At 74.4% G+C, this 16,280-nt stretch carries 14 protein-coding genes; 4 read left to right on the forward strand and 10 right to left on the reverse strand.

Annotation, left to right across the window (positions count from 1 at the left end):
- Positions 1-68 precede the first annotated feature (68 nt).
- From ACFY0O_RS11955 to ACFY0O_RS11970, 4 genes are all read left to right on the forward strand, one after another.
- Positions 69-1,211, forward strand: a complete 1,143-nt coding sequence (locus tag ACFY0O_RS11955; RefSeq protein ID WP_388945869.1) for an amidase domain-containing protein — start codon at positions 69-71, stop codon at positions 1,209-1,211.
- A 259-nt stretch (positions 1,212-1,470) separates the two neighbouring features.
- On the forward strand, positions 1,471-2,886 hold the full coding sequence (locus ACFY0O_RS11960; protein ID WP_388945871.1) for a family 2B encapsulin nanocompartment shell protein: 1,416 nt from the start codon (positions 1,471-1,473) through the stop codon (positions 2,884-2,886).
- A 105-nt stretch (positions 2,887-2,991) separates the two neighbouring features.
- A complete protein-coding gene (locus tag ACFY0O_RS11965) occupies positions 2,992-4,332 on the forward strand; it encodes a family 2 encapsulin nanocompartment cargo protein terpene cyclase (protein WP_388945874.1) in 1,341 nt (446 codons plus the stop codon).
- 17 nt (positions 4,333-4,349) lie between these two features.
- Positions 4,350-5,219: a geranyl diphosphate 2-C-methyltransferase gene (locus ACFY0O_RS11970; RefSeq protein ID WP_358897363.1), complete on the forward strand. Its 870-nt coding sequence runs from the start codon at positions 4,350-4,352 to the stop codon at positions 5,217-5,219.
- Between the two features lie 97 nt (positions 5,220-5,316).
- On the opposite strand, the gene ACFY0O_RS11975 is transcribed toward ACFY0O_RS11970, so the two are convergent.
- From ACFY0O_RS11975 to ACFY0O_RS12020, 10 genes are all read right to left on the reverse strand, one after another.
- The gene (locus tag ACFY0O_RS11975; RefSeq protein WP_358897381.1) at positions 5,317-6,411 is read right to left on the reverse strand and encodes a M20 family metallopeptidase; all 1,095 of its coding nucleotides are present in this window, start codon (positions 6,409-6,411) and stop codon (positions 5,317-5,319) included.
- A 74-nt stretch (positions 6,412-6,485) separates the two neighbouring features.
- On the reverse strand, positions 6,486-7,604 hold the full coding sequence (locus ACFY0O_RS11980) for an LLM class flavin-dependent oxidoreductase (protein WP_388945878.1): 1,119 nt from the start codon (positions 7,602-7,604) through the stop codon (positions 6,486-6,488).
- A 56-nt stretch (positions 7,605-7,660) separates the two neighbouring features.
- Complete coding sequence (locus tag ACFY0O_RS11985; RefSeq protein WP_388945880.1) at positions 7,661-9,031, reverse strand: NtaA/DmoA family FMN-dependent monooxygenase; 1,371 nt, start codon at positions 9,029-9,031, stop codon at positions 7,661-7,663.
- Positions 9,032-9,051: 20 nt separating this feature from the next.
- The gene (locus ACFY0O_RS11990) at positions 9,052-10,170 is read right to left on the reverse strand and encodes an LLM class flavin-dependent oxidoreductase (protein ID WP_388945883.1); all 1,119 of its coding nucleotides are present in this window, start codon (positions 10,168-10,170) and stop codon (positions 9,052-9,054) included.
- Between the two features lie 115 nt (positions 10,171-10,285).
- Positions 10,286-11,596 (reverse strand): MDR family MFS transporter, encoded by a 1,311-nt coding sequence (locus ACFY0O_RS11995; protein ID WP_388945886.1) that lies wholly within the window; start codon positions 11,594-11,596, stop codon positions 10,286-10,288.
- A complete protein-coding gene (locus ACFY0O_RS12000) occupies positions 11,596-12,690 on the reverse strand; it encodes a PLP-dependent cysteine synthase family protein (protein ID WP_388945889.1) in 1,095 nt (364 codons plus the stop codon). Before ACFY0O_RS12000 ends, ACFY0O_RS11995 begins: the two co-directional genes overlap by 1 nt.
- Before the next feature lie 635 nt (positions 12,691-13,325).
- The gene (locus ACFY0O_RS12005; RefSeq protein WP_388945891.1) at positions 13,326-13,862 is read right to left on the reverse strand and encodes a hypothetical protein; all 537 of its coding nucleotides are present in this window, start codon (positions 13,860-13,862) and stop codon (positions 13,326-13,328) included.
- Between the two features lie 88 nt (positions 13,863-13,950).
- On the reverse strand, positions 13,951-14,466 hold the full coding sequence (locus ACFY0O_RS12010) for a universal stress protein (RefSeq protein ID WP_388945894.1): 516 nt from the start codon (positions 14,464-14,466) through the stop codon (positions 13,951-13,953).
- A 168-nt stretch (positions 14,467-14,634) separates the two neighbouring features.
- On the reverse strand, positions 14,635-14,772 hold the full coding sequence (locus tag ACFY0O_RS12015; RefSeq protein WP_388945897.1) for a hypothetical protein: 138 nt from the start codon (positions 14,770-14,772) through the stop codon (positions 14,635-14,637).
- A gap of 82 nt (positions 14,773-14,854) precedes the next feature.
- Complete coding sequence (locus tag ACFY0O_RS12020) at positions 14,855-16,228, reverse strand: ATP-binding protein (protein WP_388946691.1); 1,374 nt, start codon at positions 16,226-16,228, stop codon at positions 14,855-14,857.
- Positions 16,229-16,280: the final 52 nt, after the last annotated feature.

Below are 16,280 nucleotides of genomic sequence, written 5' to 3' on the forward strand. Positions count from 1 at the left end.
TCGGTCGGCTAGTTGTGCGAAAATTCCGTCCTCCCGGTCTGTGTGGACCGGGTGACAAGGGGAAAACAGTGATACCTAAGAGGTTCAGGCCCGCCGCCATCGCGGCCCTGACCGTGGCCCTGGCGTCCGGGGGCTTCTTCGCCTACTCGGCGAACGCCGTCTCCGGCCCCGTAGCGGCCGACCAGGCCACCACCGATGCCTTCGGCCGCCTCGCGGACGACGTGCTCTCGCAGCGCACCCAGGCACTCGTCGACGGCCAGACCGTGCGCCACGGCCACGGCCAGGGGGGCAAGAAGAAGGCCCGCATGTCGGACGGGCTGAAGAAGGAACAGGACACGGCGATCCAGTCGCTGCGCGACCGCAAGACCCGGCTGGCGCAGCTGGGCGAGGTCTACAGCGGCGCCGACACCAAGGTGACCGTCGACCGCGCCACGGTGACCGGGGGCAAGGCGACCGTCCAGGTCACCGAGCAGACCACGCTCACCTACAAGAAGGTGCGCGGGGACGAGCCGTCCACGACGGACTTCACGACCCGCTACGAGCTCAGCCTCACCGGCAAGAAGGGCGGTGACTGGGAGCTCCAGACGATCAAGTCCCAGGAGAACGGCCCCGTCGCGGTCAACGAGCCCGTCGCCGCCAAGGCGGCCGTCGTCACGGACGACGGCAACCAGTACCCGGACGGGACGCCCGCGGCCACCACGTACCCGGCCACGGCCAAGCCCAAGACGCTGACCGGCGGCGCGTACAACTACACCGCCATGGCGCAGTACGCGGAGAAGTACTGGAGCAACTACAACCCGGCGTACCGCAAGTTCAGCGGCAACGGCGGCGACTGCACCAACTTCATCAGCCAGGCACTGAACGCGGGCGGATGGAAGCCGGTACCGGGCACCTCGACGGACTACCGCAACTGGTGGTACGACGGCAGCCGCCAGTCGGATTCCTGGGTCGGAGCCAACGAGTGGGCCTGGTTCACGCTCTCCAACCAGCGGGCGGCCAACCTGGCCAACGTGTACCAGCTGGACGTCGGCGACATCCTGCAGGCGGACTTCAACCGGGACGGGTCCAAGGACCACTCCATGATGGTGACGTACCGCAGCAAGGCCGGAATGCCTTACCTGACGTACCACTCCACCAACACGTACCGGAAGTCGCTCGCGAGCATCCTGGCTTCTTACCCGAGCGCCAAGTACTTCGCGTACCGCACCTGACGGACTGCCCCGACGGGCACTCCCGGGCCCCTCCCGCCGCGCGACCAGCGCGGAGGGAGGGGCCTTTTTTCGCGCCCGCGGCCGAAACCATGCTGGTCGGTGCCGCAAACATCCCGCCGAGAAAGATCACTGCATCGAAGTAATGCCCAGGGCATTTCAAGGTCCACTGGGCGAAGCGGCCGTTACTGTTCCTCAGGATCTGGACGGATTCCCGGATATTCATCCCCTTTTTCCGGTATTACGAAGGAGAGCTCGTCCGATGACCATCGACACCAGCCCCGAAGCGCAGCTGCAGGAGCCTCCCCAGCAGCAGAGCCTCAGCACGGCCGCCGCCCGCAACCTTGCCACCACCACCAAGTCCGCCCCGCAGATGCAGGAGATCACCTCCCGGTGGCTGCTGCGGATGCTCCCCTGGGTGGAGACCAAGGGCGGCACCTACCGGGTCAACCGCCGGCTGAGCTACACCGTCGGCGACGGCAGCATCGACTTCGTCCAGGACGGCGCCAGCGTCCGGGTGATCCCCCAGGAGCTCGGCGAACTCGCCCTGCTGCGCGGCTTCGACGACGTCCAGGTACTGACCGCCATCGCCGACCGCTGCGTCCAGCGCGACTTCCGGGCCGGCGAGGTCCTCGTCGAACGCGGCACCCCCGCCGACCAGATCCACCTCATCGCCCACGGCCGCATCAGCCAGACCTCCGTCGGCAAGTACGGCGACGAGGTCGCGGTCGCCGTCCTCGCCGACGGCGAGCGCTTCGGCGAGAACGCCCTCCTCGACGCCGACGCCACCTGGGACTACACCGCCACCGCCGACACCCCCGGCACCCTGCTCACGCTCTCCCGCGCCGAGTTCGCCGCCGTCCTGGCCCAGGCGCCCCACCTCCAGGAACACATCCGGAAGTTCAGCTCCCTCCCGCTCCAGCGGCAGAACCGCCACGGCGAGGCCGAGATCGCCATGTCCGCCGGCCACACCGGCGAGGCCGAACTCCCCGGCGCCTTCGTCGACTACGAGCTCAACCCCCGCGAGTACGAACTCTCCGTCGCGCAGACCGTCCTGCGCGTCCACACCAGGGTCGCCGACCTCTACAACGGGCCGCACAACCAGACCGAGGAACAGCTCAGGCTCACCATCGAGGCGCTGCGCGAGCGCCAGGAGCACGAGCTGATCAACAACCGGGAGTTCGGCCTGCTCCACAACGCCGACTTCAAGCAGCGCATCCAGACCCACTCCGGCCCGCCCACCCCGGACGACCTCGACGAGCTCCTGTGCCGCCGCCGCGGCACCCGCTTCCTCTTCGCCCACCCGAAGACGATCGCGGCGATCGGGCGCGAGTTCAACGCGCGCGGCCTCTACCCGGACCACGTCGACCTCGGCGGACAGCAGGTGCCGGCCTGGCGCGGGGTCCCGATCCTGCCCTGCAACAAGATCCCGATCACCAAGGAGAACACCAGCTCCATCCTGGCGATGCGCCCGGGCGAGGACAACCAGGGCGTCATCGGCCTGCGCCAGACCGGCCTGCCGGAGGAGTACGAGCCGGGCCTGTCCGTGCGCTTCATGGGGATCGACGAGCGGTCGATCATCTCCTACCTGGTCTCCACCTACTACTCCGCCGCGATCCTCGTGCCCGACGCGCTCGGCGTGCTGGAGAACGTGCAGATCGCCCGCAGGCGCGACTAGTACCTGCCGCCGCCCGAGGCCACGACGGCCCGAACCTTCCCGGGGCCGACCCCGCGCGCCCGGGAGCCGGGCCGGCCCAGACCCCACCCCACCAAGGAGCCACGGATGCCCGATCCCGGGCCTTCCCCCTTGCAGCCGGGCCCGCCCGCACCGGCGGCCCGCTTCGGGGCCCCGGCCCTCGCCGACGCCCTCGCACCCGTCCGCGCCGACGGCGCCGCAGCGGCCGCCGCCGTCCTCGCACGGGCCCTGCCCTCCCGGCCGGTGCTGCCCTTCGGCACCGCCCCGGCGCCCGAGGCCCAGGCCCCCGACCCGCCCGCGCCCGCCGAGGCCGCCCACTCGCCGGCCGCCCTGGAACGGATCCTGCGCGGCCCCGCCGGCCTGGGCACGGAGGCCCTGCACTGGGCCCGGCCCGCGCCGCCCCCGGCCACGGCCGAGGCCCCCGCCGCGCCGGAGCCCCCCGCCCCGGCGGAGATGCGGCCGATCCCCGGCCTCTACCACCACCCGGTACCCGAGCCCGACCCCGTCCGCGTGGCGGAGCTCAGCCGCCGGATCAAGGCGTGGGCCGTGGACGAGGTCCAGGCGTTCCCCGCGGAGTGGGAGGACCAGTTCGACGGCTTCTCCGTCAGCCGCTACATGGTCGCCTGCCACCCCGACGCGCCCACCCTCGACCACCTGATGCTCGCCGCCCGGCTGATGGTCGCCGAGAACGTCGTGGACGACGCCTACTGCGAGGACGGGGCCACCGGCCCCGACGTCGGCGGACTGCTGCTGATGGCGCACACCGCCCTCGACCCGGTCCACACCACGCAGGAGTACCGGCCGGCGTGGGAGGAGTCCCTCTCCTCCGACGCCGCCCGCCGCTCCTACCACTCGGCCATGGGGTACTTCACCCGCCTCGCCACCCCCGCCCAGGCGGACCGCTTCCGGCACGACATGTCCCGGCTGCACATGGGGTACCTCGCCGAGGCGGCCTGGGACGCCACGGAGTACGTCCCGGAGGTGTGGGAGTACCTGGCGATGCGCCAGTTCAACAACTTCCGCCCCTGCCCCACGATCACCGACAGCGTCGGCGGCTACGAACTCCCGGCGGAGCTCCACGCGCTGCCCGCCATGCAGCGGGTCATCGCACTCGCCGGCAACGCCACCACCCTCTCCAACGACCTCTACTCGTACATGAAGGAACTCAAGAGCCCCGGCAAGCACCTGAACCTGCCGGTGGTCCTGGCCGAGAAGGAGGGCCTCTCCGACAAGGAGGCCTACCTCAAGGCGGTCGAGGTCCACAACGAGCTGATGCACGAGTTCGAGGCCGAGTCCGCCGCGCTCACCGCGGCCTGTCCCGACCCGCGCGTGGCCCGCTTCCTGAAGGGCGTGGCCGCCTGGGTCGACGGCAACCACTACTGGCACGCCTCCAACACCTACCGATACACCCTGCCCGATTTCTGGTAAACGAGGGGACCTGTTCCATGACCAGCACCGTCAGCACCACCCCGTTCATCCCCGCTCCCGCGACGCCCTACCAGGGCGACATCGCCCGCTACTGGAACGAGGAGGCCAGGCCCGTCAACCTGCGCCTCGGCGACGTCGACGGCCTTTACCACCACCACTACGGCATCGGCGCCGTCGACCACGCGGCCCTCGGGGACACCGCGGACAGCGAGTACGAGAAGAAGCTGGTCGCCGAACTGCACCGGCTGGAATCGGCGCAGGCCGAACTCCTCCTGGACCACCTCGGCACCATCGGCCGCGACGACACGCTCGTGGACGCCGGCTGCGGCCGCGGCGGCTCCATGGTCATGGCCCACCAGCGCTTCGGCTGCAAGGTCGAGGGCGTCACGCTCTCCGCCAAGCAGGCCGAATTCGGCAACAACCGCGCCCGGGAACTCGGCATTGAGGAATCGGTTCACTCCCGGGTCTGCAACATGCTCGACATGCCCTTCGAGACCGGTCAGGCCGCCGGTTCCTGGAACAACGAGTCCAGCATGTACGTGGACCTGCACGACCTGATGGCCGAGCACTCCCGCGTCCTCGCCGTCGGCGGCCGCTACGTCACCATCACCGGCTGCTGGAACCCGCGTTACGGCCAGCCCTCGAAGTGGGTCTCCCAGATCAACGCCCACTTCGAGTGCAACATCCACTCCCGCCGCGAGTACCTGCGCGCCATGGCCGACAACCGCCTCGTGCCCCAGGCCGTGATCGACCTGACCCCCGACACCCTCCCCTACTGGGAGCTGCGGGCCACCTCCTCCCTGGTCACCGGGATCGAGGAGGCGTTCATCGAGTCCTACCGGGACGGGTCCTTCCAGTACGTCCTGATCGCCGCCGACCGCGTCTGACCCGCCGGCCCCGCAGGCGGCCGCCGACAGCCGACCGACGGCCGCCGCACACGGACGCCGGGCCCGTCACCGACGGGTCCGGCGTCAACACGCGAGATCAGCCGTCGCGCAGCGCGGCCACCAGGCCCGCGACGAGGTGAGCCCGCTCGGCCATGGAGTCGATCAGCACGTACTCGTGGTCGGCGTGGGCGCCGCCGCCGACCGCGCCCAGGCCGTCCAGCGTCGGAACGCCCAGCGCGGCGGTGAAGTTGCCGTCGCTGCCGCCGCCCACCGCCCGGCCCTCGATCCCGGGCAGCAGCCGCTGCGCCACGGCGAACAGCCCGGCCGCCGCCGACTCGGGCATCGGCGGGCGGGTGATCGACCCCTCCACCGTGATCCGCGCCCCGGGCAGGTGCGGGGCCAGCGCCGCGAACGCGGACTCCACGCGCTCGCGCTCCTCGTCCGACTCCACGCGGACGTCCACCACGACGGTGGCCTCCGCGGGGACGACGTTCTCCAGGGTGCCCGCGGCGGCCACCGTCGGGGTGACGGTGGTACCGGCCGCGGGGCGGCCGAACGCCGCGATGGCCAGCACCTGGTGGGCCGCCTCGACCAGGGCGTTGACCCCGGCCGCCGGCTCCAGACCGGCGTGGGAGGCCCGGCCGGCGATCGACACCCGGAAGGCGCCGCAGCCCTTGCGTCCCGTCTTGAGGCCCCCGCCGTCGGCGGCGCCCTCCAGCACCAGCACGGCGCCGCAGGCCAGGGCGCGCTCCTCCAGCAGGGCCCGGGAGGAACGGGAGCCGACCTCCTCGTCCGCGGTCATCAGGATCTCGACGCCCGACCGGTCGGCCAGCGTCGCCAGTCCGTGGACCGCCTGCACGATCCCGCCCAGCATGTCGAACACCCCGGGGCCGGTCACCCGGTCGCCGGCGACGGTGAACGGCCGCCGCTCCAGGGTGCCCAGCGGGAACACCGTGTCGTGGTGGCCCAGGATCAGCACCCTCGGCTCGCCGCCGCCCGACCAGTGGACGTGCGGACCGGCCTCGCTCTCGACCAGCACCGCGTGGCCGCCCAGACGGTGCTCGATGACCCCCGCGACGGCTTTCGCCGACGCCGCGAGGGCCTCCACCTCACGGGACGGGGACTCGACCTCCACGAGCGTGCGCAGGTCCTCGATCATCGCGTCGACGCTCACCCCGGCGTCCGTCTGCATCGTCACGTGGCACAGGGTAGCCCTCCGTGCGCGGCGGCGGAGATCCGGTCCGGGACCCGGACGGGGCCCGGACCTCAGCGGCGGCTCCACTCCCGTGCCAGCAGACGGTACGAGCGGACCCGGTCGGCGTGGTCGTGCGTGATCGTGGTGATCAGCAACTCGTCGGCCCCGGTGGCCTCCTGGAGCCGTTCGAGGTGGTCGGCCACGGTCTCCGGCGCGCCCACGAACCGCGTCTCCACCCGGTCGGCGACCAGCGCGTGGTCGTCCGCCGACCAGTCGGCGGTCAGCGCGCGCGCCTGTTCGGGGGTGGGGAAGGGGATGGCGCCCTCGGCGGTGCGGATGCTGCGCACCCAGGGCGCGTACCCGGCGGCCAGCTCCCGCGCCCCGGCGTCGTCGGGGGCCACGACCACGTCGGCCGAGACGCTCACGTACGGCCGGTCCAACCGCGCCGACGGCTTGAACGCGGCCCGGTAGGCCTCCACGGCCTCCAGCACGGTCGCGGGGGTGACGTGGTAGTTCGCCGCGAAGGGCAGGCCGTGCCGGCCGGCGGTCTCCGCGCTCTGCCCGCCGCTGCTGCCCAGGATCCACACCTCCACCGCGGCGCCCGCACCGGGCACGGGGCGTACCGCGATCCCCTCGGCGGAGCGGTAGTCGCCGCGCAGCAGCGCGAGCACGTCCTCGACCTGCTCCGCGTAGTCCTGCGGGCGGGCCCCCGGCAGGTTCAGCAGCCGCTGCCGGAGCGCCACCGCCGGGTGGCCGGCCAGCCCGGCGAAGGAGAAGCGCGGGGGGATCCGCAGACCGTTCGGGGTGTACCCCACGAAGGGCTCGGAGCCGGCCGGACGGGGCTCCGGGGCGCCCGCCGAGCGCCCCAGGCCCAGGTCGAGGCGGCCCGGGTGGAGGGCGTCGACCAGGCCGAACTCCTCCACCGTGGACAGCGCGGTGCGGTGCCCGAGCTGGACGGCGCCCGAGCCGAGCCGGATCGAGGAGGTGGCGGAGGCCGTCAGCGCGAGGAGCACCGCCGGGGAGGTCCCCGCGACACCGGGGTTGAGGTGGTGCTCGGCGAACCAGTAGCGGGCGTAGCCGAACCGCTCGGTCTGCCGGGCCAGGTCGACGCTGTGGTGCAGGGCGTCGGCGGCGGAGGAGCCGGAGGGGACCGGGACGAGGTCGAGGACCCCGAGGGGGACGCGGTGCACGGGCGGGGTCTCCTTGCGGGCGGGGTGACGAGGGGCCGGGGTCGGGGCCGGGGAACTCATGGAGCGACGGCCTCCGGCAGGCCGAGGCCGAGGTGTTCGCGCAGGGTGGTGCCCTCGTACTCGGTGCGGAAGACCCCGCGTTCCCGCAGCAGCGGGACGACGGTGTCGGCGAAGCCCTCCAGCCCGTCCGGGGTCAGGTGCGGGACCAGGATGAACCCGTCGGCGGCGTCCGCCTGGACCAGCTCGTCGATCGAGGCGGCGACCGTGGCGGGCGAGCCGACGAAGGTCTGCCGGGCGGTGGTCTCGATGACCAGCTCCCGGATGGAGAGGCCCTTGGCCTCGGCGAGCTCCCGCCACTTCCGGGCGGTGGCCAGGGGGTCCCGGTACATCCGTACGCTCGCCCGGCCCAGCGCGACGGTGTTCTCGCCGGGCTCGGGGTCGACCTCGGGCAGCGGCCCGTCGGGATCGTAGCCGGACAGGTCCCGGTTCCATACCTGCTCCAGGTGGGCGATCGCGGTGGCCCCGCTGACCTGGAGGCGGCGTACCTCGTGGGCGAGTTCGCGGGCCTCCGCGTCGGTGTCGCCGAGGACGAAGGTGGCGGCGGGCAGGATCAGCAGCTGCTCGGGGCGGCGGCCGTACCGGGCGAGGCGCCGCTTGACGTCGGAGTGGAAGGCGCGGCCCTCCTCCAGGGTCCCGTACCGGCTGAAGATCGCGTCCGCGTGGGCGGCGGCGAACTCCCGGCCCTCGTCGGAGTCGCCCGCCTGGAAGACCACCGGCCGCCCCTGGGGGCCGCGCGGCACGTTGAACCGGCCCGCGATGTCGAAGTGCTGTCCCCGGTGCGCGAAGGCCCCGGCCCGGGCGTCGCGCAGGAAGGCGCCGGTGGCGGGGTCGGCGGCGATCTCGGTGCCGTCCCAGGAGTCGAACAGCTCGGTGGCGGTGGCCAGGAACTCCCGGGCGCGGGTGTAGCGGTCCTCGCGGGGCAGGAAGCCGCCGCGCCGGAAGTTCTCGCCGGTGAAGGCGTCCCAGGAGGTGACCACGTTCCAGGCGGCGCGGCCCTCGGACAGGTGGTCGAGGGTGGCGAACTGGCGGGCCACCTCGTAGGGCTCGTTGAAGGTGGAGCTGATGGTGCCGGTCAGGCCGATCCGGTCGGTGACGGCCGCCAGCGCGGCGAGGACGGTGAAGGTGTCGGGCCGGCCGGCCACGTCCAGGTCGTGGATCCTCCCGCCCTGCTCGCGCAGGCGCAGTCCCTCGGCGAGGAAGAGGAAGTCGAACCCGGCCCGTTCCGCGGTCTTGGCGAAGCGCACGAAGGAGTCGAACTCGATGTGGCTGCCGGCCGCCGGGTCGCTCCACACGGTGGTGTTGTTGACCCCGGGGAAGTGGGCCGCGAGGTGGATCCGCTTGCTGCGCTCGCGCGGTCGGGTGCTCATGGTGTCCTTCCGTGAACGCGTCAGGCGGGGGTGGTGGCGTACCGGTTGGCCGGGCGGTCCAGGCCCAGCAGTCCGCGCAGCGAGGGGGCCCCGTACGCGCTGCGGAAGGCGCCCCGCCCGCGGAGTTCGGGCACCAGGCCGCGGGTGATCAGCGGGAGGTCGTGGGCGACGACGGCCGGCCGCAGCCGGAACCCGGTCAGGCCCTCCGCCCGCCACCGCAGCAGCAGGTCGGCGAGGCCGGCCGGGGTTCCCGTGAAGACGGCCGCGTCGGTGGGGGCCGGCTGCCCGGCGAGCGCGTCGAGGCGCGCCCGGCGGGCGGCGGCCGCCGGGGCGTGTCCGTCCAGGAAGACGGTGAGGTCGGCGAAGACGTGCGGCGAGCGCGCGGCGTCCACCGCCGCACGGGCCTCCTCCGGGTCGCGCGGCGTGACGTACACCAGGTCCACGGGCCCGTGGCCGGGGGCCACCGCGCCCGCGGACGCCGTGACCAGGGGCTGGCCCTGCGGCGGCCGCGGGGTGATCGACGGGCCCCGGACGCGGAAGTGGGGCCCGACGAAGTCGACGTGGTGCAGTTTGGCCCGGTCGAGGAACCGGCCCGTGGCCACGTCGCGGATCTCGGCGTCGTCCTCCCAGCTGTCCCACAGCCTGCGGACCACCTCCACGTGGTCGGCGGCCTCCCCGGCCAGCTCGCCCACCGGGACCGGGAAGCTCCGGCGTCCGAAGTGCGCCGCCTCGTGCGCCAGGGCGGAGGTCTGCACGCGCAGCCCCGCCCGGCCCCGGCTGACGTGGTCGAGGGTGGCGATGGCCTTGGAGACGTGGAAGGGCTCGGTGTGGGTGGCCGTCACGCTCGGGACCAGCCCGATGTGCCGGGTCAGCGGGGCCACCCGGGCGGCGGTGAGGACCGCGTCCAGCCGCCCGCGCACCTGGTCGGTGCGCTCGTCGGGGGCGGCCGCCGCGGCGGACTGGAGGGCCAGGGAGTCCTCGAAGGTGACGAAGTCGAGCAGTCCCGCCTCGGCCTCGGTGACGAGGTCGGCCCAGTACCGGGCCGTGAACAGTTCCGCCGGACGGGCACCCGGCTCGCGCCAGGCCGCCGGATGCCAGCCGGCGCCGTCGAGGGCGACGGCGAGGTGCAGTTCGGACATGCCCACGACGCTACGCGGACGGTGTGTACCGTACAACGACCGTGGTGTTGCAGGCATTTGACGGCTTTGTTGCACCCGTGCCCCGGCAGGGGAGCCTGCCGGGGCACGGACGGCCTCAGGCGCTCACGGTCTCCCGGGGCAGCGGCCCCGGCGCGGGCGCGGCCAGGCGGCCCGTGCGGTGCAGCCCGTACAGCGCGGCCGTGCAGCCGAGCCCGAGGGCGAACAGCGCCAGCCAGGGCAGCGCCGACATCCCCGCCGCGCGGGCCGCGTCCAGCGCCGCCCCCGTCAGCAGGTTCCCCAGCGCGATGCCCACCCCGCAGACGGTGTTGTACAGCCCGTAGTGCGTGGCGACCAGGCGGTCCCCGGAGAGGCGGACGATGGTGTCCATCTCGAAGGGGTAGGCGATCATCGTCCCCACCGCCAGCAGCAGCGCCGACAGCGCCGGCGGCACCGCGGCCAGCAGCCGCGTGGCCGTCACCGACTCCGCCGCCGGCAGCGCCGTCGCGGCCAGCAGCGGAAGGAAGGCCGCGCCCATCGCGAACAACCCCCAGGCCAGGGCCCGTCCGGGCTCCATCCTGGCCTTGCACCAGGCCGTGACCCGGGTCTGGAAGAGGATCGTGCTCAGCCCCGAGACGGCGAACAGCACCGCGACCGCCGCCGTGCCGAAGCGGCCCTCGCCACCGATGCGGCGGACCTCCAGCGGCAGCGCCATGTACACCTGGAAGCTCATCACGTACGAGCCGATCATCGCCACGGAGAACAGCAGGAACGGCCGGTTGCGCAGGATCCCGCGCCACTGCGCCAGCACCCCTTCGCGCTGCTCCGGGGCGGGCCGCTCCGGGGAGTCCGCGCCGCGCCGCTGCGGCAGGGCCCGGATCTGCACCAGGCTCAGCACCGCGAAGATCCCGGCCGCCACCAGGCAGGTGACGCGGAAGTCCACGCCCGTCAGCACCATGCCGACCAGCGGGCCCAGCAGGATCCCGGCCTGGTAGAAGACGTTGAACAGGGCGAAGGCCTCCACCCGGCGCTCGCCCGCGTCGGCCGCCAGGTAGGCGCGGCTGGCCGGGTTGAACAGGGCTCCGGCGAGGCCCGTCGCGGCGGAGGCGGCGATCAGCGCGGGCACGGAGTCCACCAGGCCGAGCGTGGCGAACCCGGCGACGCGCAGCACCAGCCCGGCGACGATCATCGGCTTGTAGCCGAGCCGGTCGGCGAGGGTGCCGCCGATCAGGAACATGCCCTGCTGGCTGAAGTTGCGGACGCCGAGGATCAGCCCGACCGTCCAGCCCGCCAGCCCGAGCGGGCCGGCCAGATGGGTGGCCAGGTAGGGCATGAGCATGTAGAAGCCGAGGTTGATGGTGAACTGGTTCACCATCAGCAGCCGCACGCTGCGCTCGTACGTGCGGACCTGCGCGAGGGTGCCCTTCATCAGGCGGACACCTTTGCGGCGGCCAGGGTGAGCGGGTCGACCACGGCGGTGCAGCGGGTCCACCGCGTGACCTCCTTCTCGTCCAGCCGCCCGATCGTGTCGGGCTCCGGGGCCGGCGGGGAGTCGAGCAGGCCGTGGGCGGCGCAGTAGTCGTCGTCGTAGACGGTGCCGAGGTAGCGCTGGGGGCCGTCGGGGAAGACGGCCGCGATCCGGGTCTCCGGGGGCAGGGTGCGGGCCAGCCAACCGGCGACCAGGGCGACCGCGCCGACGCTCCAGCCGCCGGTCGCGTAGTGGGAGGAGGCCAGCTCGCGGCAGGTCCACACCGCCTCGCCCGGGGCGACCCAGTGGACCTCGGAGAACTGCTCGTAGGCCACGTTGCGGGGGTAGATGCTGGAGCCCAGTCCGCGCATCAGGCGGGTGCGGGCGGGCTGGCCGAAGATGGTGGACCCGACGGTGTCGACGCCCACCACCTTGAGCTCCGGGTAGAGCTGGCGCAGGACGCGCGAGAGGCCCGCCGAATGGCCGCCGGTGCCGACGCTGCACACCAGGACGTCGATGTGGCCCAGTTCGGCGGCCAGTTCGAGGGCGAGGGGGGTGTAGGCGGTGGTGTTGTCCGGGTTGTTGTACTGGTCCGGGCACCAGGAGCCGGGATGCCTGCCCAGCAGTTCGGTGACCCGGTCCCGGCGCGCCTGCTGCCAGCCGCCCGTGGGGTGGGGCTCGGAGACGACGTCGACCCGGGCCCCGTACGCGGTCAGCAGCCGGGTCATCGACGGTTCCAGGCCGGGGTCGGTGACCAGGGTGACGGGGTGTCCGTAGACCATGCCGGCCAGCGCCAGGCCGAGGCCCAGGGTGCCGCTGGTGGACTCGATGACGCGGGCTCCGGGCTCCAGGTCCCCCCGGGCGCGGGCGCGTTCGACCATGTGCAGGCCGGGGCGGTCCTTGATGCCGCCGGGGTTGAAGCCCTCCAGCTTCGCCCAGAAGCCGCGCCCGGCGGGGGACAGGGGCTCGGAGACGCGCAGCAGGGGGGTGTTGCCGACCAGTCCGGACAGGGTGGTGCGGACGGGAGGGGTGACGTCGGTGGCCGAAGAATGCATGGTTCCGCTCTCGTGTGGTGGGGCGTCGGAGGTGGCTCTCGGGAAGAGTCGTGCCGTGGCAGGGCGGGGTTCCCCGCAGGGTGTGCGTCGGGCCCCGCGCCCGGGCGTACGGGAGCGGCCTAGAGCCGCCATCGACAGACGGCGGTCAGGACGGAACGTCCGGAGCGGGCCCGGGCGGGCCCCGCGGCGGCGGGGGTACCGGGCCCCGGGACCGCCTGGTACCGGGCCGCCGCGGCGGTCGGGGCGGTGCCGGAGCGGGTGGGAGGGGCCGGGTCGGAGGGGGAGCAGCCGAAGCCGTGGGCCGGGTCGGGGTGCGGGTGTCCTGCAGCGCCCGTGGGCGCGGTCTGGAGCACGGCTCGAGCGGCTGACGAGCCGTCCGCGACGTGCGGATCCGCCGGGGAGGCGCAGGAGGGGGCGGTGCACAGCAGGACGGCGAGCAGGGGGACGAGCAGCGCCCTGAGGCGGGTCGTAACAGGATGAAACGGGCGCGGTCGGGGGTGGGTGGGCACAGTTCCTCCGTGCGGCGGGCGCCCCTCGGCCCGGGACGGGCGGGAGCGGCGGCGGGGATCGCTGGGGGACGGCTCCCGTGCGGCACGGCTCTGCGTGCGGGGGTGCCGGCGGCGTGATCCCGGGCCCTATACGCGCAGGACGGCGGAGCTTCCCGTGAGCGGCGGGGCGGCGCCGGCGGGGGACGCGGCCACACGGTCCGTACCGGGGCCGGTGGGAGCGGCCGCCGGGGCGCAGTGCGCGAGGGGGGCCGCCGGGGCGGTCGGGGCGTCGACGGCGTGGGCGGTCCGGGGCGGCAGGGGCGCGCACTCGTGCACCGGGTGCGCGGGGTCGTGCCGCCCGACGGCGGCCCCGCCGACGCCGGCCGGGGCCGAGGGCGTGCGGCTGGTTCGAGGCGCGTCGGCCCGGAGAGCGGGCCCGGTCGTCGTCGCGGTGCCGGACGGCGGTGTGGCGGCGGGGCTCGTGGTGTCGCCCGGGCCCGCCAGGTGGGCCGGGGCCGTGACGGCGGCCAGGACGCCGGCGGTGGAGTGGTCGGTCGTGCTGTGGGAGCCGCCCGTGCCGTGGGCGCAGACCAGGGCCAGGAGCAGCAGGGCCAGCCCGAGCAGCTGCGCCAGGCCCGCGCGGGAGCGGGCCCGCGGAGTGCGGGGGGACCGGGCTGTGACCACGGCGTGATCCTAGCGTTCCCGCCGCGTGATGACCGGACGCGAATCGGACAATCCCCGACCGGGTTCCGGCGGGGCCGGGCCCCGCGCGTCAGGGGTGCAGTTCCCGCGCGTCCAGCGGGATCCGCCAGGCGTTGCGCCGCCGTACGGCGTGCAGTTCGGCCTCCAGCGGGCTCGGGGGCACGGTGAGGACGGGGCAGGGCGCGTGCGCCAGGCAGTACCGGGCCACCGACGGGCGCAGGGCGCCCAGCAGTCCGCCGCGCCCTCCGGCGCCGACCACCAGCAGGTCCTCCGCGTCCCGTACGGCGTCGACCAGCGCGGCCCCCGGAAGGCCCCGTACCACCTGCCCCGCCAGGGTGACGCCCGGTCCACCCGGGCCGAAGGCGGCGTCCAGGGCCTCGCGCAGCCGCTCGACCGCCGCCGCCCGGCACTCGGGGAAGGGGGAGCACACGCAGGAGGTACGGCTGCCCAGGCCCCCGCCCGGAGCCTGCCAGGCCAGCACCGCCCACAGCTCCGCACCCCGCAGCCGGGCCTCGGCCGCGGCCCGGTGCAGTGCCGTCAGACTCCCCGGCCCGCCGCTCACTCCCGCCACCACGCGTCGCCGCACCGCCGCTCCTCCCCAGCCGCCCGCCCGCCGGGATCCGGCGGGCCGTGTCCGGGTTCCATTCAACGGCAGGCCCGGCCCGACGGGCCGTCAGCGGCCCGTATGGAACCGGGCCCGGGGCGTCAGGATCCCGTCAGGAGGCCGGGGAGCATCCCCCTCGGGCCGGCCGGCTCAGGCCGGCTCCGGGGTGGCGCGCACCAGGACGAGGGAGCCCTCGTAGGCGGCCCGCGTCCGCAGGCGGCCGTGGCGGGCGTCCCAGGCGCCGGAGGCCAGGTCGCCGCGCAGCCGCTCGTCGAAGCGTTCCCGCACCCCGTCGTCGACGAAGCTCCACGCCGAGCAGGCCTGGCGGGCGGCGGGGGTCCTGCCCGCCCCCGCGCGGTGGGCTGCCCCGTCAGTCCGTCGCGGCGCCCGGCGGGAGGGCCGGGAGGCGCAGGACCAGGCGGGCGCCCGCGGCTGAGGGCTCGGCCGTGAGCGTACCGCCGTGGTGGGCGGCCAGGTCGCGGGCGATGGCCAGACCGAGGCCGGCGCCGCCGTGGTCACGGCTGCGGGCGTCGTCGAGCCGGGTGAACCGTTCGAAGACCCGCTCCCGGTCGGCGGACGGGATACCGGGGCCGTCGTCGCGGACCTCCAGGACGGCGGTCCGCGCCTGGGGCGGGCCCGAGGTGCGCAGCGCGAGCTCGACCCGTCCGGAGGCGAACCGCTGGGCGTTGTCCAGCAGGTTGGTCACCACCCGGTTCAGCCACAGTTCGCTGCCCTCCACCACGACCCCGTCCGGGGCGTGGACGCGCACGGGGACCCGGTCGCCCAGCCGCGCCTCCACCGCGTCCCGTACCAGGGCGCCCAGGTCCAGCCGGACGGAGGCCGCGGGCTGGGCGGCGTCGAGCCGGGCGAGCAGCAGCAGGTCGGAGCAGAGCCGCTCCAGCCGGTCGGTGTCCTCCAGCGCCCCGCTGATCAGCTCCGGCCACAGCTCGGGGTCGCGCACCGCCAGGGCCACCTCAAGCTGGGTGCGGAGCACGGTCAGCGGGCTGCGCAGTTCGTGCGAGGCGTCGGCGATGAACTGGCGCTGGCGGATCCCGGAGGACTCCAGCCGGTCCAGGGTGGTGTTCATCGTCCGGGCCAGCCGGGCCACCTCGTCCCCGGTCGGCGGCACCGGGACCCGGCGGTGCAGGTCGCGGTCGCTGATCTCGGCGACCTCCGCGCGGATCGCCTCGACGGGCCGCAGCGCGCGGCCGGTGACCCGCCAGGTCACCAGGGCCACGAGCGCCAGCAGCAGCGGCCCGCCGACGACCAGCGCGGCGGTGGTGGTGTCGTCGGCGGCGTCCACGTCCCGCAGCGAGGTCCCGACGTAGACGGACACCAGCCCGTCGGGCGTCTGGGTGGTCACCTGCACCACCCGCTGGCGGTGCTCGCCGCCGAGCGGGCGGATCCGCCAGGTGTGGAACACCGTGCCGGGGCGCTGGGCCCCGGCGGCGGGCCCCAGCGCGGGCAGGCCCGCCAGGTTGGGGGTCGCGCGCAGCACCCGGCCCCGGGCGTTGACCACCTGGACGAAGTCGGCCCCGTGCAGCGGCGCCCGCATCCGGTCGAGGCGGCCGCCCGCCGCGAGCTGCGCGACCGCCACCGCCTGCTCCTCGGCGTCGCGCTCGGCGTTGCGCAGCATGCCGGCCCGGAGCAGCCCGAGCAGCGCCACGGAGGCCACGGCCAGCGCGACGGCCACCACCGCGACGGCGCCCGCGGTGGCCCGCGCGCGGACCGTGACGGGCCGCAGCCGGCGCAGGCGCGACCACAGCCGGTGCGGCAGGGCCTTCAGGGAGCGGGGG

Origin of the sequence: Streptomyces sp. NPDC001594, assembly GCF_042893675.1 — a bacterium.
Classification (GTDB): Bacteria; Actinomycetota; Actinomycetes; order Streptomycetales; family Streptomycetaceae; genus Streptomyces.